Annotated in this window: 26 protein-coding genes; 12 read left to right on the top strand and 14 right to left on the bottom strand. The window is 26.4% G+C overall.

All coding sequences use genetic code 11. The features are described from left to right. Nucleotides 1-43 precede the first annotated feature (43 nt). Nucleotides 44-1,675, bottom strand: a complete 1,632-nt coding sequence (locus BBIDN127_RS04360; protein ID WP_014017671.1) for a PTS transporter subunit EIIC — start codon at nucleotides 1,673-1,675, stop codon at nucleotides 44-46. A 334-nt stretch (nucleotides 1,676-2,009) separates the two neighbouring features. Beyond that, entirely contained in the window at nucleotides 2,010-3,050 is a 1,041-nt protein-coding gene (locus BBIDN127_RS04355; protein ID WP_233421652.1) for an ankyrin repeat domain-containing protein, read from the bottom strand. Nucleotides 3,051-3,355: 305 nt separating this feature from the next. On the opposite strand from BBIDN127_RS04355, the gene BBIDN127_RS04350 reads away from it, so the two are divergent. Further along, the gene (locus tag BBIDN127_RS04350; RefSeq protein WP_014017669.1) at nucleotides 3,356-3,907 is read left to right on the top strand and encodes a hypothetical protein; all 552 of its coding nucleotides are present in this window, start codon (nucleotides 3,356-3,358) and stop codon (nucleotides 3,905-3,907) included. A gap of 9 nt (nucleotides 3,908-3,916) precedes the next feature. Here BBIDN127_RS04350 and BBIDN127_RS04345 read toward each other — a convergent pair whose 3' ends face one another. Further along, nucleotides 3,917-4,612, bottom strand: coding sequence for an ImmA/IrrE family metallo-endopeptidase (locus BBIDN127_RS04345; RefSeq protein WP_014017668.1), 696 nt, complete (start codon nucleotides 4,610-4,612; stop codon nucleotides 3,917-3,919). Nucleotides 4,613-4,658: 46 nt separating this feature from the next. On the opposite strand from BBIDN127_RS04345, the gene BBIDN127_RS04340 reads away from it, so the two are divergent. The 4 genes from BBIDN127_RS04340 (at nucleotide 4,659) to BBIDN127_RS04325 (ending at nucleotide 8,542) form a co-directional block, all read left to right on the top strand. Further along, nucleotides 4,659-5,171 carry a hypothetical protein gene (locus tag BBIDN127_RS04340; protein ID WP_014017667.1) on the top strand — a complete coding sequence of 171 codons (513 nt, stop codon included), beginning with the start codon at nucleotides 4,659-4,661 and terminating at the stop codon, nucleotides 5,169-5,171. Then, a complete protein-coding gene (locus BBIDN127_RS04335; RefSeq protein WP_014017666.1) occupies nucleotides 5,146-5,652 on the top strand; it encodes a hypothetical protein in 507 nt (168 codons plus the stop codon). Before BBIDN127_RS04340 ends, BBIDN127_RS04335 begins: the two co-directional genes overlap by 26 nt. Nucleotides 5,653-5,721: 69 nt before the next feature. Continuing rightward, complete coding sequence (locus tag BBIDN127_RS04330) at nucleotides 5,722-7,077, top strand: NCS2 family permease (RefSeq protein WP_014017665.1); 1,356 nt, start codon at nucleotides 5,722-5,724, stop codon at nucleotides 7,075-7,077. A 109-nt stretch (nucleotides 7,078-7,186) separates the two neighbouring features. After that, on the top strand, nucleotides 7,187-8,542 hold the full coding sequence (locus BBIDN127_RS04325; protein ID WP_014017664.1) for an NCS2 family permease: 1,356 nt from the start codon (nucleotides 7,187-7,189) through the stop codon (nucleotides 8,540-8,542). A gap of 444 nt (nucleotides 8,543-8,986) precedes the next feature. Here BBIDN127_RS04325 and ospC read toward each other — a convergent pair whose 3' ends face one another. Further along, nucleotides 8,987-9,625: an outer surface protein OspC gene (gene ospC / locus BBIDN127_RS04320; protein ID WP_014017663.1), complete on the bottom strand. Its 639-nt coding sequence runs from the start codon at nucleotides 9,623-9,625 to the stop codon at nucleotides 8,987-8,989. Between the two features lie 262 nt (nucleotides 9,626-9,887). Between ospC and guaA the strand changes: the two genes are divergently transcribed. Next, nucleotides 9,888-11,423: a glutamine-hydrolyzing GMP synthase gene (gene guaA, locus BBIDN127_RS04315; protein ID WP_014017662.1), complete on the top strand. Its 1,536-nt coding sequence runs from the start codon at nucleotides 9,888-9,890 to the stop codon at nucleotides 11,421-11,423. A 24-nt stretch (nucleotides 11,424-11,447) separates the two neighbouring features. Then, nucleotides 11,448-12,635 (top strand): inosine-5'-monophosphate dehydrogenase, encoded by a 1,188-nt coding sequence (gene guaB, locus BBIDN127_RS04310; protein ID WP_014017661.1) that lies wholly within the window; start codon nucleotides 11,448-11,450, stop codon nucleotides 12,633-12,635. Between the two features lie 270 nt (nucleotides 12,636-12,905). Here guaB and BBIDN127_RS04305 read toward each other — a convergent pair whose 3' ends face one another. Next, the gene (locus tag BBIDN127_RS04305; RefSeq protein ID WP_014017660.1) at nucleotides 12,906-14,498 is read right to left on the bottom strand and encodes a peptide ABC transporter substrate-binding protein; all 1,593 of its coding nucleotides are present in this window, start codon (nucleotides 14,496-14,498) and stop codon (nucleotides 12,906-12,908) included. Nucleotides 14,499-15,051: 553 nt separating this feature from the next. Here BBIDN127_RS04305 and BBIDN127_RS04295 point away from each other — a divergent pair. Then, entirely contained in the window at nucleotides 15,052-15,549 is a 498-nt protein-coding gene (locus BBIDN127_RS04295) for a hypothetical protein (RefSeq protein WP_014017659.1), read from the top strand. Nucleotides 15,550-15,819: 270 nt separating this feature from the next. Here BBIDN127_RS04295 and BBIDN127_RS04290 read toward each other — a convergent pair whose 3' ends face one another. From BBIDN127_RS04290 to BBIDN127_RS04270, 5 genes are all read right to left on the bottom strand, one after another. Beyond that, a complete protein-coding gene (locus tag BBIDN127_RS04290; protein ID WP_014017658.1) occupies nucleotides 15,820-16,368 on the bottom strand; it encodes a chromosome replication/partitioning protein in 549 nt (182 codons plus the stop codon). A 67-nt stretch (nucleotides 16,369-16,435) separates the two neighbouring features. Beyond that, on the bottom strand, nucleotides 16,436-17,197 hold the full coding sequence (locus BBIDN127_RS04285; protein WP_014017657.1) for a ParA family protein: 762 nt from the start codon (nucleotides 17,195-17,197) through the stop codon (nucleotides 16,436-16,438). Further along, the gene (locus BBIDN127_RS04280) at nucleotides 17,173-17,691 is read right to left on the bottom strand and encodes a DUF226 domain-containing protein (RefSeq protein WP_014017656.1); all 519 of its coding nucleotides are present in this window, start codon (nucleotides 17,689-17,691) and stop codon (nucleotides 17,173-17,175) included. The genes BBIDN127_RS04285 and BBIDN127_RS04280 overlap by 25 nt, the downstream gene beginning before the upstream one ends. Nucleotides 17,692-17,706: 15 nt before the next feature. Further along, complete coding sequence (locus tag BBIDN127_RS04275; RefSeq protein ID WP_014017655.1) at nucleotides 17,707-18,636, bottom strand: plasmid maintenance protein; 930 nt, start codon at nucleotides 18,634-18,636, stop codon at nucleotides 17,707-17,709. A gap of 121 nt (nucleotides 18,637-18,757) precedes the next feature. Continuing rightward, a complete protein-coding gene (locus tag BBIDN127_RS04270) occupies nucleotides 18,758-19,795 on the bottom strand; it encodes a hypothetical protein (protein WP_014017654.1) in 1,038 nt (345 codons plus the stop codon). A gap of 159 nt (nucleotides 19,796-19,954) precedes the next feature. On the opposite strand from BBIDN127_RS04270, the gene BBIDN127_RS04265 reads away from it, so the two are divergent. Further along, nucleotides 19,955-20,584 carry a hypothetical protein gene (locus BBIDN127_RS04265; protein WP_014017653.1) on the top strand — a complete coding sequence of 210 codons (630 nt, stop codon included), beginning with the start codon at nucleotides 19,955-19,957 and terminating at the stop codon, nucleotides 20,582-20,584. 22 nt (nucleotides 20,585-20,606) lie between these two features. Here BBIDN127_RS04265 and BBIDN127_RS04260 read toward each other — a convergent pair whose 3' ends face one another. The 3 genes from BBIDN127_RS04260 to BBIDN127_RS04250 are packed head-to-tail and all read right to left on the bottom strand — an operon-like array spanning nucleotide 20,607 to nucleotide 22,389. Then, on the bottom strand, nucleotides 20,607-21,704 hold the full coding sequence (locus BBIDN127_RS04260; RefSeq protein WP_014017652.1) for an alpha3-beta1 integrin-binding protein: 1,098 nt from the start codon (nucleotides 21,702-21,704) through the stop codon (nucleotides 20,607-20,609). 11 nt (nucleotides 21,705-21,715) lie between these two features. Next, nucleotides 21,716-22,033, bottom strand: a complete 318-nt coding sequence (locus BBIDN127_RS04255; protein WP_044055001.1) for a PTS sugar transporter subunit IIB — start codon at nucleotides 22,031-22,033, stop codon at nucleotides 21,716-21,718. A gap of 8 nt (nucleotides 22,034-22,041) precedes the next feature. Beyond that, nucleotides 22,042-22,389 (bottom strand): PTS lactose/cellobiose transporter subunit IIA, encoded by a 348-nt coding sequence (locus BBIDN127_RS04250; RefSeq protein ID WP_014017650.1) that lies wholly within the window; start codon nucleotides 22,387-22,389, stop codon nucleotides 22,042-22,044. A gap of 285 nt (nucleotides 22,390-22,674) precedes the next feature. On the opposite strand from BBIDN127_RS04250, the gene celB reads away from it, so the two are divergent. The 3 genes from celB (at nucleotide 22,675) to BBIDN127_RS04235 (ending at nucleotide 26,166) form a co-directional block, all read left to right on the top strand. Then, nucleotides 22,675-24,000, top strand: coding sequence for a PTS cellobiose transporter subunit IIC (gene celB, locus BBIDN127_RS04245; protein WP_014017649.1), 1,326 nt, complete (start codon nucleotides 22,675-22,677; stop codon nucleotides 23,998-24,000). A gap of 282 nt (nucleotides 24,001-24,282) precedes the next feature. Next, entirely contained in the window at nucleotides 24,283-25,632 is a 1,350-nt protein-coding gene (gene resT, locus BBIDN127_RS04240) for a telomere resolvase ResT (protein WP_014017647.1), read from the top strand. 87 nt (nucleotides 25,633-25,719) lie between these two features. Then, entirely contained in the window at nucleotides 25,720-26,166 is a 447-nt protein-coding gene (locus BBIDN127_RS04235; protein WP_014017646.1) for a hypothetical protein, read from the top strand. On the opposite strand, the gene BBIDN127_RS04230 is transcribed toward BBIDN127_RS04235, so the two are convergent. Continuing rightward, nucleotides 26,150-26,428, bottom strand: a complete 279-nt coding sequence (locus tag BBIDN127_RS04230; protein WP_014017645.1) for an acylphosphatase — start codon at nucleotides 26,426-26,428, stop codon at nucleotides 26,150-26,152. The genes BBIDN127_RS04235 and BBIDN127_RS04230 overlap by 17 nt on opposite strands. Between the last annotated feature and the right edge of the window lie 45 nt (nucleotides 26,429-26,473).

The following is a 26,473-nucleotide window of genomic DNA, read 5'->3' as shown; positions in this document are numbered from 1 at the left end:
TTTTTTCTATTGGATTGGTTATTTTTATATGTTTTAAAAAAATTTACATAAGCTTGTCGATTTCCATTTTTATATTATCGGACAACCCTCCAAATACAATTTGAACACTATTTCCTTTTCTTAATATTCCACTAGCGCCCAGATTTTTGAAATAAGTATCTGATTTAATGAATTCTATTTGTTTTAGATTAACTCTTAGTCTTGATGCACATGCATCAATGTATGTAATATTATCTTTTCCTCCAAGGCCTTCTAATACTTTTGAAGCGGTTTCTGATAAGCTTGTTTTTTCTGAGCTTATCATCATGTCTTTTTCCATCTCTTCATCTTCTCTTCCGATTGTTTTAAGATTGAATTTCATGATTGCAAATTTAAATATAAAGTAAAATCCGATAAAGTAGAAGATTCCTAATATAGGAATTGCTATCCAATTTGTTTTACTGTTTCCCTGAAGTATTCCAAATAGGAACATATCTATAAATCCTCCAGAAAATGTTAGTCCAACTCCTACGTTTAAAAGGTGTGTTAAAAGATATGCTAGTCCAAAAAGAGGAACATATATAAAGTAATAAAGCGCTGGGGCTGCAAAAAGGAATGCAAATTCAAGAGGCTCTGTAATTCCTGTTAACATTGATGTAAAGCTGGCAGATAATAGTAATGAAGCTACGTTTTTTTTATTTTCGGGTTTTGATGTGTGGTACATAGCAAGCGCAGCCCCAGGTAGTCCAAAAATCATAACAACAAATTCTCCGCTAAAAAATCTTGTTCCTTTTGCAACTTCAAAGTGTACAGTATTGGGATCTGCAAGTTGTTTGAAGAATATATTTTGTGCTCCTGATATAAGTTCTTCATTTATTTCCATTGTTCCTCCAACAGCTGTTTGCCAAAATGGCAAATAAAATATATGGTGAAGTCCAAACGGAATTAAAGATCTTTTTATTGCTCCATATGCAAATGTTCCAAAAAGCCCCGATTGTTCTACAATTCTTCCAAAAGAAGTCATTGCGCCTTGGATAAAAGGCCAAGTAAATGTTAAAAATATTCCTACTACAAACATTATTATTGTGGTTATAATTGGCACAAATCTTGTGCCTCCAAAAAATGCTAAAAATGTAGGCAATTGAATATTGTGAAATCTGTTATGAAGAAAGACAGCAACAAATCCGGCTATCAATCCCCCCATTACGCTCATTTGAAGAGAGAATATTCCAAGTACATTTGTATATTCTTGACTTTTTGCAGTTGCAACTGTTTCGGGCATTCCTAATTCCAATAATGCTTTTAAGCTTGCGCTTTCTGGTGTGATTCCTTGTATGTATAAGATTCCATTTATAGTTTGATGCATAACCAAAAATCCAACTACTCCTGCTAGAGCAGCTGTTCCTTTTTCTACTTTGGCAAGTCCGATTGGAATTGCTGCTGCAAACATTAAAGGCAGGTTTGCAAAGATTACTTCTCCTGTATATTTCATAAGATAAAGTACCGAGCTAGCTACAGTTCCTTTTCCAAGGATCTCTTCTAATCCATAAGCTTGAATCATTGTTTCATTAGTAAATGCTCCCCCAATTCCCAATAAAATTCCAGCTGCTGGTAAAAGTGCTATTGGAAGCATGAAAGCTTTTCCCACTTTTTGTAATATTGTAAATATAGATATAGATGCTGATGATGTTGACATAGTTTTCCCCTTTTATTAAATACAAATTAATTAATTAAAATAATTAATTTGTATAATACGCTTAATATCTTAACAAGATTTTTTAATCTTGTAAATATAAGTGTTGAATAAATAATAATATATTAAAGCGCTGTTTATAAAATTTTTTTCTAAAAAACATTAAAGATTATTTTCAATTTAATTTCATGTCATTTATTATTAAAGTATTGTTTTTTAATCTTTGTTTTCATTTAATTTAAAATAAATAAATTAAATGAAATTTAGGAATAAATCAGATCAATTTAGCTTAGAATGTTGTTGCAAGGCTAATTAATTAGCAATTATCATTGTAAAGCTAAATTCCGATCAAATATTTATAGATTTCACTAGTTTTATCAGAGTAGTCTATAGGTAATTTATTGTCACCATCTCTGATATTTGGATTAGCGCCTTTTTCGATAAGTGATTTAATAAAACTTAAATCATAATTTTGAATTATAGCATTATGAAGAGCTGTTTGAGAACTTTGATTTGTTAAATTAATATTAAATTCTTTTGTTATTAAATAATTTATAATACTTTTTGCTTTTACATTTATGGCATAAGTGAATATTGGATTGCCGTTAGAAAATATTGTATTTAATGAAAAGATATTATTATTTTTTGATAAAAATTCTTTAAAATCATTAAGTTTATCATTTTCAGTTAAATTTTGTAAATGCTTTTTTTTCTCAATGTATAAACCATATTCTTTTTTGATTTTTATTGTCTTAAGAAAATTATCTTTATTTTCTTGCAAGTCTATGTAATAAGGGCTGGTCTCTATATTATTTTTATAATATTCTATGGGGGTGATAATATTTTTTTCATCAAGATAGTAAACGCTTATTAGTTCTTTAAAGTGTATATTTTTATTTTCTGGAATTAAATCAAATCTAACTTTATGGCTTTCAAATTTTTTAAAGGGGATTAAATTATAATTTTGATCGTAAAACAGTAATTCTGTTATTTGTCCGCTTGCATTTTTTATAACAGGAATAATATTTCCATTTACATCAATACTTATTTCTGTATTTTCTCCATTTAGAATAGGTAATTTATATTTATTATAAATAGGAGTAATATTTTCTTTTATTTGTTCAAGTTTTTCTTTAATTTCTGAATTTGTTGCTTTGGCATAATTTTTATAATTTGTTTGAATTTCGTAAGAACTTTTTCCAATGTTTTTAGCATATTTCTCAAAACTAGCATTAAACACCGTATATATTGGATTAAATTTTGACATCAATTCCATTCTTATTGGTACTGGGAAGTTTAGTAGATATTTTTGAAAAAATTGTTCGTTTATTTTATGTATTTCAAGAAATTCTTTTTCAAAAATATTAAAATCTTCCAATAACTGCTTTTCGGTAAAGTAATAAGATAAATTTGAGCTAATAATAAAAAGAATAAAAAAAGTTAAATAATATAAAAAATATAAATTTTTTAATTTATCTCTGATTTTATTTCTTAAGTTTTTATTGAAAATTGTAAAAGATAGAAATCCAATAGCAAGGTATCCAAAGTATAGAAATATTTTGCTTAGCACGTAGTAGCTCATTTTACATCCTTTTAAAGTTTATTTCTAAATTATATCAAAATTATTTATATATTTTTATTTACTTTACTTTATTTTGCTAAAAGCATACAATTAGGCATTAAATGAAGAAGTTTTTAATTCCTGTTTATTTTATATTGTTTTGCGGCTGTTCAACGGTATCTTTGGTCAAAATACCAGAAAAAGATAAAATAAATTTAGCTATTTTATCATCTTTGATGAATTACCCTGATTTGAAGATTTCAAATTTTAAAATAAAAGCCCATGAACATTTACACCATTTGTTTGATTTTGAAAGTTTGGGTGATGCTAAAAATAGCGCGTATATTTACGTTGATGAGTCTAATTTCAATAACAATATTAATTTTATTAAAGACCTTTTTATTTACAATAAGAAATTATATAGAATACTTATTGCTTATAGCTCGACTCAAGGTGCATCTTTTAAGGCAGAAGTTTTATCTTATCTTGAAAAACAAAAAATTATGAAAAATTTTTCATTGAAAGTAAATTTTCCAACTGCTAAAAAATTTATGGATAATAAGTATTGGATTGTAATTGCAAAAAACCATTTAGATTCTCTTATTAAGAGTAAAGATTATTTAGTCTTGGCTAATTTAAAGATGGAATATATACTCAAAAAGTTTTTAATTTAAGAAAGCTTTTTACTCTAGATCCTCAAATATTTTTTTAATTTGTTCTTTTTTTTTAAGTTCATATTTTTCCAAATCAAGAGCTATTGATTCTTTAATTTTATCTGTATTGTGGAGGTAAATGTTGGCTTCTATTTTTTCTTTTGTGTTTTTAATTTTTAAGAATTTTTTACTCTTTTTTATTTTGTCTATTTTGCTAAGATCATTGAGTATGCTTAATTTTAAATAAATTGTATTTTCAGTTACTTGAAATTCTTTTGCTATTGTTTTTTGAGGGCACTCTCTAGATTTATATTGAGATAATTTTAATTTTAATGTGGTTGTTGGAATTAGTATGTTTGCTGCAAATATGTTGGCTTCTGTTGCCATTTGACTATCTTGAATATCGCCATAATAATTTTCATTTTTAGATAGATTTTTAATTTGATTTTGATGCATCAAATAATGCCCCAAGTGTTTTGCTATTGTAAATCTTTTATTTTCAAGACTCATGTTTTCATTTATATATAAAGAGTTTTCATTTAATTGAATATATCCTGAAAAATCTTTATGTTTATCTTGAAAACCTATTTCGAAAATTTTAAGATCTTCTCCCATAGCAATTTTTATTATAGGAACAGGAATAAGCAATATTTTATGTTTTAATATTATATAATCCGAATAGGCTTTAGAGTTTTCAATATAAGAGCTGAATTTGTTTTCATGCATTTAATATAAATACTCTCCTTCCTGTATTGTATAATATAAGTTAATTATGAAATATAGTTTTTCTTTGATTTTAATAGTTTTTATTTGCTCTTCTTGCAAGATTTTGAATATTGCTGAAGATTTAGAAAAGAATTTTGAAAAAATTGAAAGAGCAGATTATTTTCTTTATTTTTATCCAGACAGTCAAATATACATTAAAAAAGATAAATCGAGCAATAAATTTACTGTTTTTTTAAATGTTATGCTAGATTCAAATTTAAATTTTACTAAAGGGTATTTGAAATTAATTCAAGACAATAAATATATTGGAAGTATTGCCATTTCTAAGGTAGTTAGTATTGGAAATTTTAAGTTTTTGTACATTAATCTTGATAAGGATAATTTTACTCTTATGTCGAAAGCTCTAACTCCTTACAAAAAGCTGGTCTTTTTATTTAACGAGGATTCTTTTCAGGTTTGGACTAAGGATACCTTGCAATATGATCCAAGGTTTATTGATGTTAATTTCAAGAATACAAAAAATACTTTAGAATATGCATTTAAAAACAAAATTTTATAAAAACCCCCACATATTATTTATTATCTTAAAAATTTTTAAAAAATATTTATTATTTTTCTATCTAATACCTTTAACATTATCTTGTTCTACAATTTCTTTTAATGGTATTCCCGAATTAAAAAAAGATTCCAAATATATTAAATTAATTCAAGAGAATAATAAAATTTCTTTAAGACATTATTTTACTGTTTCTAATACTTGGAATTTAAGGTACAAAGAACCCTTATTTTTAAAAGTTGAAAATGATATAATTGCTTTATTTCTATTTAATCGTCACAAGCTAATTGATGATAAATATCTTCAAACCTTTTTTAGCGTTGGAAAAGATATTTCTTTAAAAGCTTATTTAAAGCTTATTAAAGCGAGAAAATTTGTTATTACAAATAGTTCTGAAAAAACTATTAAAACTATTGTATTTTCAAACTTGCCTGACAGTGAAAATATTCTTTTGCAGAACAATATGCTTAATAAGGTGCAATAGACCTTTAAAAAGAATTAAAAGACCAATTTATTATTGAAAATATTTTTAAACAATAAAAAGGAAAGTTTTATGGGGAAATATGTAAAAGGTTTATTTTTTCAATTTAAAAACAGTGATATTAACTATAAAAAGGAAATTTTTGCAGGCATTACTACTTTTTTGAGCATGTCATATATTATAGCTGTTAACCCAGCAATACTATCGAACACGGGTATGCCAATTGGTGCGCTAGTTACTGCAACCTGTTTAACAGCAGCATTTTCTACTATACTAATGGGGCTTTATACCAATACGCCTTTAGCATTAGCTTCTGGAATGAGTTTGAATGCGTTTTTTGCATTTTCTGTGGTAATTGGGATGAACATTCCTTGGCAAGTTGCATTAGCCGCTGTTTTTATTGAAGGACTAATTTTTATTCTCTTATCCTTTTTAAGAGTAAGAGAACAAATTATAAATTCTATTCCAATAAATCTAAAATATTCTATTTCGGTTGGAATAGGACTTTTTATTGCTTTTATTGGTTTTGTCAATGGGGGAATTATCATTAAAAATGATGCTACATTGGTTGGAATTGGCTCGTTTGTTGACTTAAAAGTTTTATTGACATTCCTAGGATTATTTTTTATTGTAATTTTCGAACAATTAAATGTAAGAGGAAGTATACTTTGGGCAATTAGTCTAGTTACTCTTATAGCTTGGATATATGCAATATCTAATTTAGAAGGCGCCAAATCTATTGGTATACATCTTCCTATCGGAGTTCTAAAATTTGAATCCATTGGGCCAATATTTAATCAATTAGATTTTTCCTATGTTTTAAATGAACATTTTTGGACTTTTATATCAATAGTTTTTATTCTCTTGTTCAATGATTTATTTGATACTTTGGGTATTTTAATAAGTGTTACAACAAAAGGTGGTATGTTGGATAAAAATGGAAAAATTCCCAATGCAAAAAAAATATTACTGGTAGATGGCATTGCTACTACTTTTGGGGCAATAATGGGGGTTTCAACTGTTACTACCTACATTGAAAGTTTTACAGGAATTGCCGAGGGTGGAAAAACAGGCCTTACTTCAATTGTAACTGGAGTATTATTTTTATTTGCAGTTTTTTTCGCTCCCTTGTTTGTTGCTGTTCCTGCAAGCGCAACTGCTGCGGCGCTAATATATGTAGGATTTTCAATGTGTAGAGAAATAATAAAAATTGATTTCTTTAATATTAGAGAAAATATTTCTAGTTTTTTAATATTTTTTTTGATTCCTTTAACTTATAGCATTTCTTCAGGATTTTTTGTTGGAGCAGCATTTTACATTTTAGTCAATGTATCATTTAATCTTTTTAGCAAAGAAAAGATTAAGATTTCTCCTGTATTACTAATATTGTGCTTAATTTTTATTATTAAATTTATTTATGGCTATTAATATTTTCATAAAATTCAATTGACCAATATGTTTTATTAATAGATTAGAATCTGATAAATAGCGCTAATTTAATTTTTGATATAAAATAAAATTTGAGGAGTAATCTGTAATGAATCAATCCAAAGAAACATTATTATTTCAATTTAAAAATAAAACCATCGATTATAAAAAAGAAATTATAGGTGGTATTACCACTTTTTTGAGTATGGCATACATAATAGCTGTCAATCCTGCAATATTGTCTAGCACAGGCATGCCAATTGGTGCATTAGTTACTGCAACTTGCTTAACATCAGCACTTTCTAGTATATTAATGGGGCTTTACGCCAATACCCCTATTTCACTAGCACCAGGTATGGGACTTAATGCATTTTTTGCCTTTTCTGTAGTAATTGGAATGAATATTCCTTGGCAAGTTGCATTAGCCGCTGTTTTTACCGAAGGGCTAATCTTTATTGTGCTCTCTTTATCAAGAGCTAGGGAAAGCATTGCAAATTCCATACCGGTAAATTTAAAATACTCTATTACGGTTGGAATAGGACTTTTTATTGCTTTTATTGGCTTTGTCAATGGGGGAATTATTATTAAAAATGATGCTACATTGGTGGGAATTGGATCATTTATTGACTTAAAAGTTTTATTTACATTTTTAGGATTATTTTTTATTGTAATTTTTGAACAATTAAATGTACGAGGAAGTATACTTTGGGCAATTTGCTCAGTCACTGCCATATCCTGGATATATGCTATATTTAGTCCAGAAAGCGCAGTTGCTGCCGGAATACGTTTTCCAGATGGAATTTTAAGATTCGAATCTATTGGACCAATATTTAATCAGATGGATTTTTCCTACATATTAAGCAAACATTTTTGGAGTTTTATTACAATTGTGTTGGTATTACTGTTTAACGATTTATTTGATACTTTGGGCACTTTAATAGCAGTGGCAGCAAAAGGTAATATGTTGGACAAAAACGGAAAAATTCCTAATGTTGGAAAAATATTTTTAATTGATGCCATTTCTACTACTTTTGGAGCAATAATGGGAGTTTCAACTGTAACCGCATACATTGAAAGTTGTACAGGAATAGAAGAAGGTGGCAAAACCGGGCTTACAACAATAGTAACGGGCATAATGTTCTTTATTGCAATATTTCTTTCGCCATTATTTATTGCTGTTCCTGCTAGTGCAACTGCTGCAGCACTAATATATGTAGGATTTTCAATGTGCAGAGAAATATTGAAAATTAATTTCTCTAATATAAGAGAAAATATTCCCAGTTTTTTGATATTTTTTTTAATTCCCCTAACATACAATATCTCTTCCGGTATAAGTATTGGAATAATATTTTATGTTTTAATAAACATAATACTTAATTTATTGGGAAATAAAAGAAATAAAATCTCTCCAGTAATGATAATACTGTGTCTAATTTTTATTATTAAATTTATTTATATTTATTGACTATTTGCCATTTATAAAAAAAATTTAAAATTTACAATTTCAAAAAACTAAATTATAAATTATGAAAGAGATTTTTATCTCCAAAATTTTCAAAGGATTATTTCCCTCCTATTAATAAAAACTTCATTCAAATCACATAGCCAAAAAAATACTTATATTACCTTTAAAATCTGAAAAAACCATTTAAGCCTTCAAAAATTACTACTTAATTTTTTTATATTTGGGATACTTAAATTTAATTTATTAACGAATTTTGAAATAGATTTTTCTTCTAAAGAAGAAAAACTTAAAGTTAAAATCATTTAATTCGTATTTAAAATTAATTTTTAAAAATTTTTTGGGGAAATAGAAAAATATAAGCCAAGAAATCTTTCTTGACTTATATTGACTTTATTTTTCCAGTTACTTTTTTAAAACAAATTAATCTTATAATATTGATCTTAATTAAGGTTTTTTTGGAGTTTCTGCCACAACAGGACTTGTAAGCTCTTTAACTGAATTAGCTAGCATCTCTTTAGCTGCTTTTGCCAAGCTTTCTACTGATTCAAATAATTTCCCAAGTTCGTCAGCACCCTTGGTTTTATCTGCATTTGATTTTAAAATAGCCTTTTTTGCATTTTCATCGGTAGTAGCACCACCAGCAACACCAAGCTCTGCATGACTAGATTGTAGTTTTTTAGTAAAATCATCAGAACATTTTTTGGCAGCCTCAATTTTTTCTTTTAATTCTTCTGAACCGTTTAATTTACTTAATTTTTCTGTTATTAATTTTGATATTGTATGAGCTCCTCCTAACAATGATGCGTTGAAGTTTTGCAGAACATCTAAACCATTATTATTTATTTTTTTACCAATAGCTTTAGCAAGTTCGTCTATAGATAAAAGCAAAGTCTCAACTTCTTTCACGGCCAGAACAATTGCATTAGAATCTGTAATTTTTTTACTTATTTCTGTAAGATTGGGCCCCTTAGCAGACTCATCCGCAGGATTAGTAGATGCAGAATTCCCATCTTTTCCTGAATTATTACAAGATATAAATAAAAATAAAGTCATCAATATTGCACTTAATGTATTCTTTTTCATTAATTTGTGCCTCCTTTTTATTTATGAATTATTAGTCCAACAATTTTACTTTTCAATTTTTATTTGAAAAATATTTGAAAAATAATTTTTCAAATATTTCAAGTCAATTTATTGAAAAATTATTCAATCATAACTATTGAATAATTTGAAAAAATTATCTTAATTTAATTTTAAAATCGACATAAGCAAGGCTAAATATGCTAAAATTAGGTGAAGTGCGATTTAATAAGAAAACTTTTAATTTATTTTAAGGACTTATATGATGAATACTAGGGCAATACTTGTATTAGATTTTGGATCTCAATATAGTCAACTAATTGCAAGAAGAATTAGAGAAATTGGCGTTTATACAAAAGTAATGCCTTACTATACTACTTTAAAAGAAATTAAAAATATGAACATCTCAGGAATAATATTAAGTGGGGGGCCTGCTTCTGTTTATTCAAAAGAAGCTCCTACCCTGAACATGGAAATTTTTAATTTAAAAATACCTGTTTTGGGAATATGTTATGGAATGCAAATAATTGTTAAATTATTTGGAGGCCTAGTATCTAAAGACTCTAAACAAGAATATGGAAGCTCTGAAATCTTTTTAAAAGATGAAAAATCTCTTTTATTTTCAGAACTTCCAAATAAATTCCAAATTATTATGAGCCATGGAGATAGTATTGAAAAAATTCCTGATAATTTCAAACAATTGGCTTTTACAAAAAATTGTATTGCTTCTATATCAAATGAAACTCAAAAAATTTACGGTCTACAATTCCATCCAGAAGTAACTCATTCTGAATTTGGCGATCAAATAATTAAAAATTTTGTTTTTAAAATTTGCCAAGCTCAAATTAATTGGTCATTAGCGGGCAATATAGAAGCCATTGTGGAAAAAATTAAACTCAAAGTAGGAAGCAAAAAAGTTATTTTGGGACTTTCTGGTGGTACAGACTCTTTAGTCTGTGCATTACTTATAAAAAAAGCAATAAAAGAAAATTTAATCTGCGTTTTTGTAAACACCGGATTGTTGCGTAAAAATGAAGATAAAAAAATACTAGAATTAAAACATCAATATGATTTAAATATAAAATACATTGATGCTTCTGAAAAATTCTTGAACCATTTGAAAAATATAAGTGATCCTGAAGAAAAGAGAAAAATAATAGGAAAAGAATTTGTAGATGTTTTTGAAAAAATTACTTTAGAAGATCAAAATATAGAATATTTAGCTCAAGGAACAATTTATTCTGACGTAATTGAATCTAAATCAAAAGATAGTATTTCTTCAAAAATCAAATCTCATCACAACGTAGGGGGACTCCCAGATAAGATGAATTTAAAACTTTTAGAACCTTTGAATGAATTTTTTAAAGATGAAATAATTCAAATCGGAATAAATCTAGGCATTAAAAAAGAATCTCTTTATAGACACCCATTTCCAGGCCCAGGACTAGCTATAAGAATAATTGGAGAAGTAACACAAGAGAAGATAAATATCTTACAAGAAGCAGACAATATTCTCACAGAGGAGCTTTTTATAAATGATTTATATTATCAAATAAGACAAGCATTTGTCGCATTGCTCCCTGTCAAATCTGTAGGCGTAATGGGAGATCAAAGAACATACGAATACACAGCTGTAATTAGATGTGTAAATACCCAAGACTTCATGACTGCAGAATGGACTGAACTTCCTTATAGTTTTTTAAAAAAAGTTTCTTCAAGAATAATCAATGAAGTTAGAGGCATAAATAGAGTTTGTTATGACATATCTTCTAAGCCTCCATCAACTATAGAATGGGAATAACAAAAACAATAAAAAGGAAATTTTATGACAAATAAGATAATAAAGGAAGCTTTGACTTTTGATGACGTGTCTTTGATTCCAAGAAAATCCTCTGTATTGCCTAGTGAGGTTAGCTTAAAAACACAATTGACAAAAAACATATTCCTAAACATACCTTTTTTAAGCTCAGCAATGGATACTGTTACAGAAAGCCAAATGGCAATAGCCATTGCCAAAGAAGGTGGAATAGGAATTATACATAAAAATATGTCAATAGAGGATCAAAAAAAAGAAATAGAAAAAGTAAAAACATATCAATTCCAAAAGACTATTAACACTAAGAGAGATACAAACGAACAACAATCCGAAATATGCAAAAATGCAGAACACAAAGAAGATTTTCCTAATGCATGCAAAGATTTGAATAGCAGACTAAGAGTCGGCGCTGCTGTTTCCATTGATATTGATACCATAGAACGCGTTGAAGAGCTTGTAAAAGCACATGTAGATATTCTTGTTATAGACTCTGCCCACGGGCATTCTACAAGAATAATAGAACTTGTAAAAACAATTAAAAATAAGTACCCAAACTTAGATCTTATTGCTGGCAACATAGTAACTAAAGAAGCCGCATTAGATTTAATAAGCGCAGGAGTAGACTGCTTAAAAGTAGGAATAGGTCCGGGTAGCATATGTACAACAAGAATCGTTGCGGGGGTTGGTGTTCCCCAAATAACAGCAATCTGCGATGTTTATGAAGTTTGTAAAAATACAAATATTTGCATTATAGCAGATGGCGGAATCAGATTTTCAGGAGATGTGGTTAAAGCCATTGCAGCAGGAGCTGATAGCGCAATGATAGGCAATCTCTTTGCGGGCGCAAAAGAATCTCCTTCGGAAGAAATAATTTACAATGGGAAAAAATTCAAATCTTACGTTGGAATGGGCTCTATTTCTGCTATGAAAAGAGGCTCTAAATCAAGATACTTTCAACTAGAAAACAACGAGCCCAAAAAATTAGTACCCGAAGGAATTGAAGGCATGGTGCCGTATTCTGGGGAATTAAAAGATATTTTGACTCAATTAAAAGGTGGTTTAATGTCTGGAATGGGTTATTTAGGAGCAACTACAATATCTGATTTAAAAATAAATTCTAAGTTTGTAAAAATAAGCCACTCTGCATTAAAAGAATCCCATCCTCACGATGTTTTTAACATAAATAAAGATAGTTAAAAAATTAAAATATTACATTTTTCTTTAAAAGAAATACCAACATTGATAGGAAAAGAATACTGCCCTCTGTTTTTGCAATATTTTTTCTAGCATTAATATACTAGCATTTACTTTATTTGTAAGTAATAATTCTAAAATAATTAATGTAATAAGAAATGAATTCTTGATTTAAGAATTCATTTCTTATTTTTGTTTAAAGCCAGATCAAAAGATCTGGCTTTAAATAATTTACAATTAAAAATTAATTTTTAGGAACAAATAAAGCATAAATCATTTAATTGGTTTTATTTCAGATAAATTAAATCTTTCTGAAATATTTGGCTCCCAACCTTTCCACTTGTCGTTTCTAAAAAGATAACTAGAAGAAGTTATATTAAGAAATATAGCCGGAAAATCTCTTTCAATTATTATTGCTTCTGCTTTTTTTAGAATTTCCTGTCTTTCAAGAATATTTCTTTCATTATCTGATTTTATCAAAAGTTTATCATATTCAGAATTCGAATACCCATAAGATGAAAAAGATGTGTTTTCCGTTTTAAAGATGCTTAAGAATGTCATAGGGTCAGCATAATCTCCAGACCACCCTGCCCTTATTATTTCATAATTACCATTAACCCTGCTATTTATATATGTTGACCATTCTTCATTCTCAAGCTGGACATTAATATTTAAATTTTTCTTCCACTGATTTTGGATAAATTCAGCAATTTTTCTCTGGCGATCATTTGTATTATATTTTACTTTCAATAAAGGAAAATTTTTACCATTAGGATATCCTGCATCCACCAAAAGCTTTTTTGCCATTTCAACATCAAATACGCTTAGGTTGCTTTTATAAGAGTAATCAATATAATCTGGAGTTGCTCTTCTTGTCGGAATAGAACTATCATTAAGAACGCTCTCTGTTAAAATTTTTCTATCAATAGCAAGAGAAAGCGCCTTTCTAACTTTAACATTGTCAAGCGGTTTTACTTTTATGTTCAAAGAATAAAAAGAGGTTGAATTGGTCCCCATTGAATAATAATCGTCTCTAAGCTTAAGATCCTTAAGCAAATCTGGTGGAACATTGTTAAAAATTGCATCTAGTTCATCATTTAAATACATATTATAAGCTGTAATGCTATTATCTGCAATAAAAAATATAATACTGTCAAGAACAACGTCTTTGGCATTATAATACTTATTGTTCTTTTCAAGAACAACCCTTTCATTTAAAACCCTAGATTTTAATTTGAAAGGACCACTAACAACCATATTCTCAGAATCTGTCCACCTTTGTCCATACTTTTCAATAGCGTGCACTGGGACAGGAACAAATGTTTGATGTACCAACATATCAAGAAAATATGGTTTTGGGGATTTTAGCGTTATTTCCAAAGTTTTCTCATCAAGAGCTTTAATTCCAAGATCAGACTCATTTACTTTGCCGTCAAAATACTCTTCTGCATTTTTTATAACAGACTTAATCATGTTAACAAAAGACGATCCGGTTTCTTTATCTAAAATTCTCAGATAAGATTTTCTTATTCCCTCGGCAGTAATAGCGACTCCATCACTCCAAACAAGATTATCTCTTAAATGAAACGTATAAACTAATCCGTTATCAGAAATATCCCAACTTTTTGCAAGTCCAGGCTTGTATCCTCCAGTCCTGGGATCTCCATCTAAAATACCAAGAAACATTTGGCTTACAATTCCCGATCCAACTGTATCGTTTATTAGTTGACTATCTAAAGTAGCGGGCTCACTTCCGATATTTAGCTTAAAAACCAATTTGTTTCCATTACTTTTATTAACACAAGAAATAAATAAAATTAAATTAAAAATTAATAAAAATTTTAACTTTTTCATCAATATTTTCATACAAGCATCCTTATAAGTTTTTATAAATTTAAATTTTGCCTACATTATTATTATATATAAAATATAACTTCACATTAACATTATTAAACACACTTAAATTATTCTAAAATAAAACATTTATAATGCATTTCTTATTAAGAGAATATATATATATATATATATATTGATTTTCAATCTTTATCTGAATATATTATAATGATTTTAATATTAAATCTTCTAAAACAGAATTAGTTATTCTACAGCAAATAAATAAAAAATAAATTAATATTGAATTTTAAAAAATTAGAATTAAATTTCATATTTAACACTTCCTTTGTTGCAATAAAAGTTCTTATAAAGAACTTTCTTGCTTTTAAAGCACCTTTATCAGGTTTAAAACTTTCTTATACATTTATAGCAAAAGCAATACTAAACAAAAGTAGTAATCAAGAGGCTTTAAAAAAATGCTATAAAGAAATAATAATTAATTTATTAAAAATTGTTTGCAATGATCTAATAAAAAATATATTATTATGTTCACTAGCCTATAATTTTTTTATCAAAGGAGAGGGATATGAGATTATATCAAAACCAATTAAAATTTTTAAAATTGTTGGTATTTTTTTTATTAATATCTTGCGCTTCCTTAAACGTTGAGCACGATCAATTTGGAAAAACATTTAGAATATACCAAAGTTTAAACAAAAATGCAGAACTTAAAGGAATTTTTAATTATAAAACAGGAATAACCAGAATAGTTTTATATACAAGGTTTAGAAACCATAGTATAACAGAGCATAATCCTTTATTATTACCAGATGGAACTAGAATTGAAGGAAAAGTAAGCTATAAAAGAGATAATAACCATTTTTTTGGCAACTGGATTAATTATTCTTCATTTGTTTTGTCTAAGTCTCTACTGGAAAAGATGATTAAAGAAGAAGAGGCTTCTTATAAGAACAATGAAGTTAAAATTAAGGTTGGGTTGGAAGATTTAAGCTTGAAAAAGTATAAAATTTTGGACTTTTTAGTAATGGTTGAATCAATTGAAAGTAAAGATTATAAAAATTAATTTTTATAATTAATGGTTGTTTATTTCCAGTTTAAAATAAGCATTTTGTTGCAACATAGAATTTATATAAAAGGTAAATAATTACTATCTTAATCATTTACAAAAATGACAAAGGCTACCGTTAGGTAGCCAACTTATTATTCTAATCAAACAACAAGAGCGAGACATTGCATCTCAATCTATATAGATTATTATATAGTATTTTATTTTTTTGTAAAGTATTTTAGAAACATTTTTTGTATGTAATACTATTTTTATAAATTTAGAATATTATTTTTTATCTTTTAAGCTGTCATATTTATTTTTAATATTTATAAGTATGTTTTGATTATCGTAATATAGTTCTTTTAGTAAAAAACTTACAAAGTTTGTATCTGATTTATAAAAATTGAAGCTTTTTTCATCTTCAATTTTTAACTTAAGTGATCTATTTAATATACTTTTTGAAGTAGTTATAATTACATTATTTTCTAAAAATTGCATAGCATAATGCATCCCCTTTTTTAAAATTAATTCATAATTGATTTTTCCACTATCTATTCCTATTGCCAATTTAATATATCTATAAACAGTGGTTTTTGCCATATTATAATCTTTTATAAAATGCCCAAAACTTTTATATTTATCTATAACGTAATATTTATTATCATTAATTTCTTTTAAAATTCGGGCTGTTTCAATTTTGTTGAAAGATTCTTCTTTTATTAAAATTTTTAATTTTTCTTTCAATTCTAAGTATCTAAACTCTCTGGTTTTTTTTAATTCGTTTCCATTAAATTCAACCCTTTTAACAATTTCTATTTTTTTATTTAATTTCATCGTTTATTTTTACTCCATTGTATACTTTCAAATTAGTTCCATATGGAACTTTTAGTTCCATATGGAACTAATTTGAAAGTATACTTAAAAAATTTTCGAGTATATTTTCATAAGCTTTATAATAATCCTCGTTAGAATTAAATTCCTCTCTGTAAAAAATGGTTTTACGCAAATTATCTCTTTTTGGAACACTTCCTAAAAACTTGCCTTTATATTCACATTCGATAAATTTTTTAAGTTCTTTATCGATATTTTGTCTTTCAATAAATTTGGTTATTAAGTAAAACATTGGTAAATCCTTTCTAAAAAGATCATGTAATCTATTAGATATTAGATCTAAGCTTTCAATCGCCCACTGATCTGTTGGTAAAGGTATAATTAAGTAATTTGTAATTATCAGACTGTTATTGAGCAAACTTCCCAATGTGGGTGCAGTATCCATTATAATGAAGTCGTATCTGTTCTGGATGAAGCTTAAAAAAATTTTAAGCAAATTTTCTTTTAATGAAATACTTTCTTCATTAAACTTGCTTAAGTTTATATGACTTGCTATAAAATCTGTATTATTATTTATTTTGATTATTGAATTTTCTATGTCTATTTCTTTTTTAAGAACTTTGTATATATTAATATCTTTTGGGATACGATTTTTTTTCCTTAAGATGTTAATATAAAAGCTTGTACTACTTGCTTGTGGATCTAAATCTATTAATAGTATTTTGTTATTTTTTTTTGAGAGGATTTCTGTAAATATTAGTGCTGTTGTACTTTTTCCCACCCCCCCTTTTATTGATGCAATTGTTATTATTTTTGGTTTTTTTGTATCCAATTTAATATTCCTTTATTATTTTTGTATTTTTTGCTATAAAATTTATGTATTTCTTCTTCAATTTTTAGAGTTCTTTCTAAAAGAGATTTGTAAAAAATTTTATTTTTATTTTCATTTTTGGTGAATATATATAAGCTTCTTAAATAACAAAAAACACTTCCTTTTTTGAATTTGAATTCCATATAAAATATTTTTTTTAATCTTATTGTTTTTTTTGTCCCTTTTTCCGAATAATTTATAACAAATGGTTTTGGAAGATTTATAAAACCATAAAAAATTCCTAAAAATTTATCATTTTCTTTTATTGAAAATAAATGAAAACTCTCGTATTTCCTACTGTTAAATACATTTCTTAGACATATCCAAAATTTTCCTTTTTTGGGTCTTGCTTCAAAATTATTTATCATACTAAAAATCTTAGTATGATAAATAATTTTGTTTTTTGATTTTTCAATTTTGTTGAAAAATTTTTTTTTTGTTTCTTTGTTTTTCATTAGATTTTTTTTGCTTTACTTTGTTATTTTTTTATCATATTTTTGGTTTTTTATTAAGGCTTTCATTAATATAACAGCATTTTTTATGTTATTTGATGTATTTATTTGGTTTTTGTCTTCTAATTTTTTTTCGCTTTTCGTTTTATTTTTAATTTTGAATTCTTTTATTAGTTTGTTAAAGTCCGTATTTTTGAATTTTTTTGCCATAAACCATATTTTCTTCTTCTTTTTTTCTAGGACTCTTTTGAAGAACTTTATGATTTCTTTTTCTTCGTATTCTTGTAATTCTTCCATAAAATCTTTTAAGTTCCATAATGAGTTTTTATAAGTTATGTTATTTTTTGTTATTTCTTTAATTTCTTCTAGATTTATTTCTTTTAATTTTTTTTTGATTTCTTTTTCTAAGAAGTTTATAGTTTTTTTTATGTTTTTATTTTTTCTTCTAAAAAAATATTTAGAATTCTTATAATTTTTACTTATATCATCACTTAATACATGTGAAGTTATTTGATGTGAAATTTTATATTTTTGAGATGCTTCTATTATTTTAAATTTTTTTATTTGCTTATTTTTTAATTTTTCATTCTTTGATTTTTTATCAATAAAATATGCTGTACTGATAATTTTTTTAGCTAATTTTTCAAATGCTTTATTTATGGTGTAGTAAGTAAAACTCCCATTGTTTTTTCCAAGTGGATTGAAATGACTTTTAATTAATCCTAAATTTTCAAAAATTTTTATGTCATTTTGTATTGTTCTTTTAGTAACCTTTTTAAATCCTTTTTTTTCCAATATAGAATTTGTCATTACTACAACATTGCTTAGAGAATATTTTTTTTTAGATATAAAATAGTTGGCGCTTAGTTTTTGGATGACCCAAAATATTTTCAATCTTCGGTCTACTACTTTATTAAAAGGCATCTTGTTAGTTTTTATTTGATACATTTTAAGCTCCTATCGTTTGATCTTTTATTGCATTAAGCACCGAAGTTAATGATAATACACTTATTTAAAAAAGTAAAGTTTTATTAGTAAATTTATAATCAAATATGTAAAATTCAATGAGTTAAAATTTATACCTACTGGATTGCAAATTTTTTATGCAATGATCTACTTCTTTTAAGAATTTTAAAAGAAGTGGTTTATATATTTCAAATGTGAATTCGCCCTTTTCTCCGTAAGATTTTAATTTTAAAGTAATATCTTTTTCAGTGTTTTTTGTTAACTCTATTATTTTTTGTGGACTTAATACTATATTTAATGTTTCTTTTATTGTTTTTGAATTCTTTAAAGCTCTCACAGGAGGCTCAATTTTTAATTTTCTATCATTCTCATCATAAATGGAGTTTAGAAAGCGCAATTGATCAGAGTATAAGCTTAAATTTAAAAACAGAATATTTAAATTTTCACAGGGGTAATAATTTGCTATAATAAATGTTTCGTAAGTTTCTGGGGGGGTGTTTGATTTTTCAAATAATTTCGGAATTTTCATACTATAGATGTAATAATCCTCTATTTCATTATATTCTGTTTTAAGCTCTGTTTTTTCAATTTCAATTTTTCTACTATCAATACGTTTTTGCAAAATATTTTTAGATATTTTAATTTCTTTATCAAAATCTGTTATATATGCTAAAATATACTCCTTATTAAATTTTATGCTATGTGCTACATTCCAATTATCTTTAAAGTCAATGTTAATGTATTTCCCTGTGCTTTTATCGTAAATGTGGGTTAATAGATCTCTTGAATTGGTTAGTGAAATACTAATAATGCTTTTATTAAAGCTGGATTTTACTTTAAGCTCTGCTTTATATTTTAAATAATTAATTTTTTCTTCATTTATCAAAATGCTTTCGGGATTTATTTGTAATCCTTTTTTTTTAATGTAAATATTGACTTTAAAATTTTCTTTTTCTGTTAAAGGGTTGTATACTCCCACAATAGATATTTTATTGTCATAATTTCTGATTATTATTGAGTCTTCTTGAAATTTTAGTTTTCCTAATTTATGATTTGTATCGTGCAGATTGAAATTACCATTTGAGATGGACTTGCAACCTAAAATTAACAAAAATAAGGAAATGTTTTTAAGGTATTTCATTTTTTGTTCCTTAAGTAATTCTATATAACCGTATAAATTAAATTCTAGTGCAATAATTATATTCTTTTTGATTTTAATTATTAAAGAATTTATTATACTTTTTATGCAAGCTTTTCATTAATATTAATATATTTTAGTATATTTAATGAGAAATTTTAGATGAAAAAAAAGTTTAATTTTATTTTTCCCGTTATTATTTTTTTGTTTTCGTGTAATATTAGTATTTCTTCAATTTTTATTAAACCTTTAGATGAGGTAATAAAAATTGAGCTTGGTTTATATGAATCGTTAGGAAATGGTAAATTTAAAACCGGTATTCATACTAAGAATTACTTTAATTCTATTAAAGATATTAGTTATTATTCATATTTTTTTATTTTAGATAAATTAAGCAATAATATTGTAATGAAATTGGCTTTAAGTTCTAAAAAAGCAAGCGTATTAACCTATGATTTTGGTATTTTTTTTGATCGTAAATTTAAATTAACAATTTCTAATTTAAATTCAAATGATTCCGAATTTAACGGCATTAATAGTTTTGATAAAAAGAATTCTTTTAAAAATAACATTAATAGCAATATTCAGAATTTTGTCACTATTGTTTTTAATTTGGATGATATAAAGGCTATTAATCGGGATTTTGAACTTAAAAATGATGCTGTGGATCTTAATTCTTCTACCAATGAATTTATATATTTTCTTGATAGTTCTAAAAATTTGGGGTTAAGAGAGTCTTACATTACTGTTTATTATTATGTCCTTAAAGCAATTGAAAGGTTTTTACAATAAACCTAACTTTTTATTGGGTCATTTATTTATCTTCTATTATTTTGAATTTTTCCCAAGGTTCTATTTTTTCAAGCAGATATATTTCGTCATTGACTATTTTCCCAACTACGTTTACAAGGCCATTGTTTGGGGTATCTTTTAGTGCTATTTGAAGTTCTCCCGCATAACCTAAATATTCTGAAGAGTCTATTAGGATGTCTCCTTTTTTAATTTCATTTGGGGAATGCACAGGGAATTTTTTATTATTGTAGTACACTCTTGGCATAGTTGATCTAATTCTATAGGAATTAATATCTCCTCTATTAAAATGTAAATTTTCAAGTATTATCTCTTTTTCCACTAAAGTTGCTTTTGGATTTAGATCTGCTTTGAGCTCTAAAATATTTCTGTTTACCTTTGAGACTTTTTTTAGTTCTGTTTCGCTTGGAAAACAATTAGAAATAAGAACTGTATCTATTCCTTCTTTGAAAAGATCTTTTGTCTGGATTTCTATATCTTTAGATCTGTGTGATTCTAGTGTGGGAACGCCTTCTTTTTCTTTTCCTCGCGCACATTCTTCTGCATTATTAGAACTAATAAATGCAGCTGTTGGGATCGAATAGTGTTTAAATATTTTTGTTGTTTCTTTAAAGAAATTTCTTGAAAGTCCTGTATATTTGTGAGGATAAAAATTATGACACCCAAGCAAATTTTTTATATTAGGCTTAAAATACATTATTGTATCAATATGCTTATTTATATTACTTATATTAAGTTGAATCTTAAGGTCAGAGTCGTTAAAAGTCATTAATGATTCTTCAATGCCTGTAAATGTATTGTCTAATCTAATTGCCCAAGCACCAAGCTTTTTAAAAAAATCCAGTTTTGGACAATTTCTAAGATTTGAAAGATCGATTTCCAGTTCTTTGAAAATTTCAGGGCTTACATCGATAATGGGCTTCATTCCGTTCTTAATTGCAATGCTAAGTAATTCTTTAAAGTTGTCAAATTCATTTCCGTTAATATAGAGTAAAGAGGTAAATACTTGGGTAAATCCAAAATGAGAACTTTTCTCAAGATATTCGATAATTTTATTTTTAGGGCTCACATTAGGATATATAGATATTCCAATTTCTTTCATTTTAGCCTTCCTTAAACAGAACTTTTATTGTTAAATGCATTAATTGCAAGTTGTAATACTTTCCCGCCATTCATTGTTCCATAATCGATTGTGTTAATTGTTTCGATTGGAATTCCTTTGGGCTTTGTGATTTCTTCAAGTCTTTTTTTATTAAATCTTGACTGTGGTGCAAGCAAAACAACGTCAAAGCGGTCAACAACTTCGCCAAGTCGTGTCTCAGCAATAGCTTCAATTGTTGCATTTATATTGTTTGCTTTAGCATATTTTTCAATTCTTTGTACCAGCATACTTGTGGACATTCCAGCTCCACATACAAGTAGTATGTTCATATTTCCTCCTAGTTTTTTATTTCATTTATTATTTTGTAAACATTAATTAATTCTTCAAAAATGCTTGACTCTGAAATTGCAGACATTAAATGATCTTCAGCATGAATTAAAATAAAAGGCGCTTTAACAGAGTTTGGATTAGTAGCTGATTGGTGTATTATTTCCCTGTGTGCTTCATGAGCCTTTGCAATAGATTTTTTACTTTCTTGTATAGCAAGCTCTGCTTTGTCATATTCTTTGTTTTTGGCATATTCTAAAGCTTCTCTTAGAAAGCTTTTAGCCTCGCCAGAATAAGCTACAACAGGCATGCTTATTTTATCTATTAATTCTTCTATGCTATATGTTTTTTTAGTCATGTATAAAATATTCTCCTTTTATTTATAAACCAATAATTAATAATATTTAATATATCTTATAAAGATTATATTATAAGATATATTTAAAATAAATAATTTTATTATAAATATATCTTATAAGGATTTTATTATCATTGGTATTAATTATACCATATAATAACAAATATTATAAGCGGTTAATTATAACTTTTAATTAGTTTTTATTGAAGGATAAATTATATTATAATAAATATTATAAGTTATTAATTATAACTTTTAATTAGTTTTTATTGGAGGATGGTTTTCATGAATTTTCAAGATTTTATTGAAACTACTTTAGTTCCTATTGCTAGTAAAATTGGCTCAAATAGATATTTAATTGCCTTAAGAGATGGTTTTACTTTTTCTATGCCCTTTTTAATAGTTGGTTCTTTTATTTTACTTTTGGTTAATTTGCCTTTTACAGATTCTGCAACAATGTTATACCAGCAGTGGTATGTTGATTTAATGGCTAAATATAAAGGAAATCTTGTTCAGCCATTTTATGTAAGTATGGGTATTATGTCTATATTTGTTGTTTTTGGCATTGGTTATAACTTATCTAATCATTATAAACTTAGTGGGATTACAGGAGGATTTTTATCTCTTTACACATTTTTAATTTTAGCTGGGCAATCAGATTGGATACCTTACGGTGGGGATGCTGCTAAATGGGGAGTTCAGCCTAATTCATGGTTTCCTGTAATTGATGCAAGGTATTTTAGTGCTCAAGGGGTATTTACTGCTATTATTGCTGCTATTTTTTCTGTTGAAGTTTATAAATTTTTAGTTCAAAGAAATATGGCGATTAAGCTTCCAGAGTCTGTTCCGCCTGCTGTTTTAAAATCTTTTGAGGCCTTAATTCCTGTTATTGTGCTTTCAATTGTAGCTCAAAGTGTTAATATTGCTATTCAAAGTTCTGTGGGAAGCCTTTTCCCTGAAATAATTATGAATATGTTTAGGCCCGTTCTGCAAATTAGCGATACTTTAGTTGGGACTTTAACAATTTCTTTTATTGTTCATATATTATGGTTTTGCGGCCTTCATGGTACTAATGTTATTGTTGCTCTTCTTAATCCTATAATTTTGTCAAATCTTGATTCTAATATTAGGGCTCTTTCTGACAATCTTCCACTTCCTCATATTTTAGCTGGGGGATTTCTTGATTCATTTGTGTATATTGGTGGTGCTGGTGCAACTTTAGGCCTTGCTATTGCTATGATGCTTAGTAAATCTCAACATCTAAAGGCTATAGGGAGACTTTCGTTTGCCCCTGGTCTTTTTAATATTAATGAACCTATTATGTTTGGTGCACCAATAGTTTTAAATCCTATATTAGGTATTCCTTTTTTGCTTATTCCTATATTTAATATAATTGTTGCATATACTCTTACTAATTTTGGAATTATTGAAAGAGTTAGAACTCTGGTTCCATGGACAACTCCTGCTCCTATTGCGGCTTTTTTTTCTACAGGGCTTGATATTAAATCGTTTGTTTTAGTTTTATTATTATTGATTATTTCAGTATTTATGTATTTACCCTTTATTAAAGCATATGATAAGGCTCTGCTTTTGCAGGAAAAGAAAGAATAGGAAATTGTTTTGGAATTGCTATTGCAAAACTTGTGATAAAAATATTAGAGAGCTATTTATAAATAGCTCTTTTTTAGAAAATAAAAAAATTTATTTAAAATTTTTTTATTCTTTTGTGATTTAAATTTAAAAAAAAAGATTGATCGGTGTGAATTAAATGTTTCTTTGGTTTATTATGCAGCCTAGTATAATTGTGTAATTATTTTTAAAATAAGCATATTTTTAGAAATCAGAAATTTTCTACTTAGCTAAAGATTTTAAACTTGTTATAATTAAATTAACATGCCTCCAAAAGTGAAGATAAAAAATGATTTTGAAATATTTAGAAAAGAATTAGAAACTCTATATAACAAATATCTCAATAATGAGCTTTCGTATTTAAAATTGAAAGAAAAAATAAAAATTCTTGCAGAAAATCACAAAGCTATTCTTTTTAGAAAAGATAAATTTACAAATCGCTCAATAATATTAAATCTTTCAAAAACTCGTAAAATAATTAAAGAATATATTAATCTTTCAGTAATTGAAAAGATTAGAAAAGATAATACTTTTTTATTTTTTTGGAAATCAAAAAAAATAAAAGAATTAAAAAATATAGGAATTAAGGACCACGAAAAAATAGAAGAGTTAATACTTTTAAATCAAATGAATAATGAAAAACCTTATTTTCAATATTTTATAGATTTATTTGTAACTCCAAAATGGTTAAATGATTATGCTCATAAATATAAAATTGAAAAAATTAATAGTTATAGGAAAGAACAGATATTTGTTAAAATTAATTTAAATACCTATATTGAAATAATTAAGCTTTTGTTGAATCAAAACCGAGATATTAGATTGAAATTTTATGGAGTTTTAATGGCAATAGGTCGTCGTCCTGTTGAAGTAATGAAGCTTTCTCAATTTTATATTGCAGATAAAAATCATATTCGTATGGAATTTATTGCAAAAAAGCGAGAAAATAATATTATTAATGAAGTTGTTTTTCCAGTTTTTGCAGATCCCGAATTAATAATTAATTCTATAAAAGAAATACGCTATATGGAGCAGACCGATAATCTTACCAAAGAACTAATCTCTTCAAATCTTGCATATAGTTACAATAGATTGTTTCGTCAAATTTTTAATAATATTTTTGCTCCTGAAGAGTCTGTTTATTTTTGCAGGGCCATTTATTGTAAATTTTCTTATCTTGCGTTTGCGCCTAAAAACATGGAAATGAATTATTGGATAACAAAAGTTTTAGGACACGAACCAAACGACATAACAACGGCCTTTCATTATAATCGATATGTTTTGGATAGTTTAGATGATAAAGCAGATAACAACTTGTTAACATTACTTAATCAAAGAATTTATACATATGTTAGACGTAAAGCTACTTATTCTATTCTTACAATGGATCGTTTAGAAAGTTTGATAAAAGAATATCATATATTTGATGATAATTATATTAAAACATTGATTGTAATTAAAGATTTGATGTTGAAGGATAATTTAGAAACTTTGGCAATGGTTAGAGGATTGAATGTTAAAATTCGCAAAGCTTTTAAAGCCACATATGGATACAATTATAACTATATAAAACTTACAGAATACTTATCAATAATTTTTAATTATAAGCTATAGTTTTTGCTTTTTAAAATTTTAGACATTACCAATAATTTGCGAAATATTGGGAAATATTTTATTAATAAGATATATTATATAATTGATATGAAAATAGGTCCTCATTATTTTTTTAAAAAAATTTTAAAATCCAACGACAATAGAATGATTTATATTTCTTATCTTTATGATAATTTGGCTTCAATTAAGCCAGCAGGAGATTGGCTTAAAATTTATTTTAAAGATTCTAAAAGAGGTAAAAAATATTTTATTCTTTTTAATAGGAGTAGTTCAAATGGTAGTTTTATTTCGTGTAGATTCTTAAAAACAGGTTGTAATTATGGTCTTGATATTAAATTTTCTGATGGCAATTTAAATATTTTTTGTAGAAACAGAAAGTCTTTAGAGTTTCTGAAATTTAAAGTTGAACATTTTTTTAAAGCCAGTGTGTTTTATTCTAAAAAAAACAATTCTTATGTGAGCAATATAAAGTCAAAAAATAAAAGATCTAAGGTTTTTGTTAAACGAGAAGTAAGCTCTAATAATAAATTTTAAAATCATTGAATTGAAAAGGATAATTGTCATCCAAAGTTATTTTTTCAATGTTTTCAATGTTTGAATACTTATTTCCATTTAATGATTTTTCAAATTTTTTCATTTGTTCTTTGGTATTAAAGAAAACCACGATTTCTACCCTTCCATCATTTAAATTTTTTATAAATCCTTTTAGTTTCATGTTATTTGCTATTTGTTCTGTGAAAAATCTAAAACCAACTCCTTGTACCCTGCCAGAAATAAAATATTGCTGTTTATACATTATTACCTTCTTTGTATAAAATTTATCCAATAGAAAAATTTTTAA

Source organism: Borreliella bissettiae DN127 (assembly GCF_000222305.1).
Classification (GTDB): domain Bacteria; phylum Spirochaetota; class Spirochaetia; order Borreliales; family Borreliaceae; genus Borreliella; species Borreliella carolinensis.
The sequence above is the reverse complement of the archived record's forward strand: the minus strand, read 5'-3'. Positions and strand labels throughout refer to the sequence as shown.

Excerpts from the sequence above, each read along its gene's own strand:
- BBIDN127_RS04360 (WP_014017671.1), bottom strand. The coding sequence starts at position 1,675 with ATGTCAACATCATCAGCATCTATATCTATATTTACAATATTACAAAAA.
- BBIDN127_RS04350 (WP_014017669.1), top strand. The coding sequence starts at position 3,356 with ATGAAGAAGTTTTTAATTCCTGTTTATTTTATATTGTTTTGCGGCTGT.
- BBIDN127_RS04345 (WP_014017668.1), bottom strand. The coding sequence starts at position 4,612 with ATGCATGAAAACAAATTCAGCTCTTATATTGAAAACTCTAAAGCCTAT.
- BBIDN127_RS04340 (WP_014017667.1), top strand. The coding sequence starts at position 4,659 with ATGAAATATAGTTTTTCTTTGATTTTAATAGTTTTTATTTGCTCTTCT.
- BBIDN127_RS04335 (WP_014017666.1), top strand. The coding sequence starts at position 5,146 with ATGCATTTAAAAACAAAATTTTATAAAAACCCCCACATATTATTTATT.
- BBIDN127_RS04330 (WP_014017665.1), top strand. The coding sequence starts at position 5,722 with ATGGGGAAATATGTAAAAGGTTTATTTTTTCAATTTAAAAACAGTGAT.
- BBIDN127_RS04325 (WP_014017664.1), top strand. The coding sequence starts at position 7,187 with ATGAATCAATCCAAAGAAACATTATTATTTCAATTTAAAAATAAAACC.
- ospC (WP_014017663.1), bottom strand. The coding sequence starts at position 9,625 with ATGAAAAAGAATACATTAAGTGCAATATTGATGACTTTATTTTTATTT.
- guaA (WP_014017662.1), top strand. The coding sequence starts at position 9,888 with ATGAATACTAGGGCAATACTTGTATTAGATTTTGGATCTCAATATAGT.
- guaB (WP_014017661.1), top strand. The coding sequence starts at position 11,448 with ATGACAAATAAGATAATAAAGGAAGCTTTGACTTTTGATGACGTGTCT.
- BBIDN127_RS04305 (WP_014017660.1), bottom strand. The coding sequence starts at position 14,498 with ATGAAAATATTGATGAAAAAGTTAAAATTTTTATTAATTTTTAATTTA.
- BBIDN127_RS04295 (WP_014017659.1), top strand. The coding sequence starts at position 15,052 with ATGAGATTATATCAAAACCAATTAAAATTTTTAAAATTGTTGGTATTT.
- BBIDN127_RS04290 (WP_014017658.1), bottom strand. The coding sequence starts at position 16,368 with ATGAAATTAAATAAAAAAATAGAAATTGTTAAAAGGGTTGAATTTAAT.
- BBIDN127_RS04280 (WP_014017656.1), bottom strand. The coding sequence starts at position 17,691 with ATGAAAAACAAAGAAACAAAAAAAAAATTTTTCAACAAAATTGAAAAA.
- BBIDN127_RS04275 (WP_014017655.1), bottom strand. The coding sequence starts at position 18,636 with ATGTATCAAATAAAAACTAACAAGATGCCTTTTAATAAAGTAGTAGAC.
- BBIDN127_RS04270 (WP_014017654.1), bottom strand. The coding sequence starts at position 19,795 with ATGAAATACCTTAAAAACATTTCCTTATTTTTGTTAATTTTAGGTTGC.
- BBIDN127_RS04265 (WP_014017653.1), top strand. The coding sequence starts at position 19,955 with ATGAAAAAAAAGTTTAATTTTATTTTTCCCGTTATTATTTTTTTGTTT.
- BBIDN127_RS04260 (WP_014017652.1), bottom strand. The coding sequence starts at position 21,704 with ATGAAAGAAATTGGAATATCTATATATCCTAATGTGAGCCCTAAAAAT.
- BBIDN127_RS04255 (WP_044055001.1), bottom strand. The coding sequence starts at position 22,033 with ATGAACATACTACTTGTATGTGGAGCTGGAATGTCCACAAGTATGCTG.
- BBIDN127_RS04250 (WP_014017650.1), bottom strand. The coding sequence starts at position 22,389 with ATGACTAAAAAAACATATAGCATAGAAGAATTAATAGATAAAATAAGC.
- celB (WP_014017649.1), top strand. The coding sequence starts at position 22,675 with ATGAATTTTCAAGATTTTATTGAAACTACTTTAGTTCCTATTGCTAGT.
- resT (WP_014017647.1), top strand. The coding sequence starts at position 24,283 with ATGCCTCCAAAAGTGAAGATAAAAAATGATTTTGAAATATTTAGAAAA.
- BBIDN127_RS04235 (WP_014017646.1), top strand. The coding sequence starts at position 25,720 with ATGAAAATAGGTCCTCATTATTTTTTTAAAAAAATTTTAAAATCCAAC.
- BBIDN127_RS04230 (WP_014017645.1), bottom strand. The coding sequence starts at position 26,428 with ATGTATAAACAGCAATATTTTATTTCTGGCAGGGTACAAGGAGTTGGT.